The organism is Azospirillum sp. TSH20 (assembly GCF_003115935.1).
Classification (GTDB): domain Bacteria; phylum Pseudomonadota; class Alphaproteobacteria; order Azospirillales; family Azospirillaceae; genus Azospirillum.
The window spans coordinates 1-2,272 of the sequence record NZ_LGQU01000157.1 but is presented as its reverse complement, the minus strand read 5'-3'; the positions used below and the strand labels follow the sequence as shown (position 1 = coordinate 2,272).

The following is a 2,272-nucleotide window of genomic DNA, read 5'->3' as shown; positions in this document are numbered from 1 at the left end:
GCACCGCCTCTTCGACGGCGATCTCGTCGAAGGGGTTCATGCTCATCTTCACGTTGGCGGTCTCGACGCCGCTGCCATCCGCCTTGACACGGACCTTCACGTTGTAGTCGACCACCCGCTTCACGGGGACGAGGATCTTCATGGTTTGCATCCTTATGCGGCTCTGATGTCGGCAAGGAAGCGGTTGATCTCCTGATGGAGGTCCCCCGCCTGCCGCGCGAGATCGTTGGAGGCGCTCAGCACGTCCCCCGCCGCGGTCTTGGTGGTGTCGGCCGACCGCGCGACGCTGTCGATGATGGTGGTGACGGATTGGGTGGCCTTGGCGACCTGGGCGGCATTGGTGGCGATCTCGGCGGTCGCCGTTTCCTGCTCCTCCACCGCTTCGGCGACGATGCCGGAGATGCGGCCCATGTCCTGGATCACCACGACGATCTGACCGATGGCGGCGGCGGCACCGTCTGTTACCGATTGCATGGTCGCGATCTGACTGCCGATCTCGTCGGTGGCTCTGGCGGTCTGCGCCGCCAGATGCTTCACCTCGCCGGCGACGACGGCGAAGCCTTTGCCGGCCTCGCCCGCCCGTGCCGCCTCGATGGTGGCGTTCAGCGCCAGCAGGTTCGTCTGGGCCGCGATGTCGTGGATCAACTGGACCACCGCACCGATGCGGCTGGCCGTCTCCACCACCACCCGCATGGTCTCCCCGGCCTCGGTCGTCGCCCCGACGGCAGCCTGGGTGATGCGGCCGGATTCATCGATATAGCGGCTGATATCGGTGATCGAGGCACTCAGTTGGTTGGCCGCCGACGCGCCGGTCGAAATCCGCCGTCATCCTTTCCACTTCCTGCGCCCGCTCGTCGCGCAGGACACGGACACGCTCCTGTTCGGCATGGAGCACGTCGGCACGGATCAGCGCCTCCTTGAAGACCTGCATGGCGCCGGCCATCCGCCCGATCTCGTCGCCCCTTTCGGTGGCGGGGATCTCCAGCCGGCGGTCGCCCTCGGCGAGGCGCTGCATTGCCACGCACATGGCCGTCAACGGCCGGACGATGCCGCGGGCCAGCAGGATTCCGGCGAAGCTGACGACCAGGAGCAGGGCGGCGCCCACCCCGATCATCTGGTTGCGCATGGCGCGGACAGGAGCCAGGATTTCGTCGACCGACGCCTCGGCCAGCACCAGCCAATGCAGTCCGTCATGGCTCACCGGCCGATAGGCGGCGAGCGCCGGAGAGCTGCCGCCGAAGCGGGTGGCCTCCATGACGCCGATATGATCGGGGTCGGCCTTTGCCGCCGCGACGACGGGGCTGTCATAAGGCGCCAATATGCCCTGCCCGCCGGAGAAACGCGGCGTGCTGCGCAGACGACCATCGTCGCCGACCAGGAAGGTGTCTCCGGTTTCTCCCATGCCGTCGCTCGCCAGCATGATGCGGTCGATCCCGTCCGCTTCAATCCTGAAAACCAGCGTCGCCAGATTCTGTTGGCGACCATCCGGGAACCGAAGGGCGACCGGCGCCGCCAGGAAGGCGGAGGCGGCTTTGCCGGCGGCATAGGGCGCGAAGTCGGCGATCATCGCCTCGCCGGCCATAGTGCCCGCCGTGATGCCATCCACGAGACGACGCAGCGGGCCTTCGGCGACCGGCTTGGCGAAATCGTCTTTTTTAGCAGCGCTGTAAAGGACGGTGCCGTCCGGCGCCACCAGCAACACGTCGGCCAGGCCGCGCCGCTGCATCAGATCGCTCATCCAGCCATGCAGGCGCAGATGCGCCGTGTCGTACATGGCGTTGTCGGCCGATTTCTCCAGATTGTAGCGCTCTGGCGCCGGATAGGGATTGTCGTCGACATAGCGTTTGCGCAGCAGGGCGGTGGGATCGCCACGGTCGGCTTCGATCCGCCAACCGTTGACGAGGGCCACCGCCGCATCGCGCATGGACCGGGTGTTGGCGGTCAGCACGACATCGCCTTCCAGCCCTTCGATATAGGACCGCACGCTGGCGGCACGGGCGTCGGCCAATGCCACCAGCTTTTCGCCGGCCGCCGCGCGCAGGCGGCTCGATGCCGCGGAGTAGGCGAAGCCGCCGAGCAGGATCGCCGTGACCACCGCGGCGCCCACCAGCGCGCCGGGAATCCTATGGCGCAGCAGCAGGCGCCTTCCGTCGAGGCGGGACATCAGCGGTTCCCCCTGCCTGGCAGCCGGTGCATCAGTTCGCCGATGATACCGCGGCGGAAGAGCAGGACGCAGACGACGAAGATGCAGCCGATCACCACCGGCACCGGC

Annotated in this window: 2 protein-coding genes and 1 pseudogene; all 3 read right to left on the bottom strand. The window is 67.5% G+C overall.

Features of this window, described 5'->3' with window-relative positions; all coding sequences use genetic code 11:
* A pseudogene (locus TSH20_RS35970) lies at positions 1–142 on the bottom strand (electron transfer flavoprotein subunit beta/FixA family protein); the annotation flags it as partial.
* Between the two features lie 11 nt (positions 143–153).
* Positions 154–738 carry a methyl-accepting chemotaxis protein gene (locus tag TSH20_RS32255; RefSeq protein ID WP_282183594.1) on the bottom strand — a complete coding sequence of 195 codons (585 nt, stop codon included), beginning with the start codon at positions 736–738 and terminating at the stop codon, positions 154–156.
* A gap of 10 nt (positions 739–748) precedes the next feature.
* Positions 749–2,164, bottom strand: a complete 1,416-nt coding sequence (locus tag TSH20_RS32250) for a cache and HAMP domain-containing protein (protein WP_109157592.1) — start codon at positions 2,162–2,164, stop codon at positions 749–751.
* Positions 2,165–2,272: the final 108 nt, after the last annotated feature.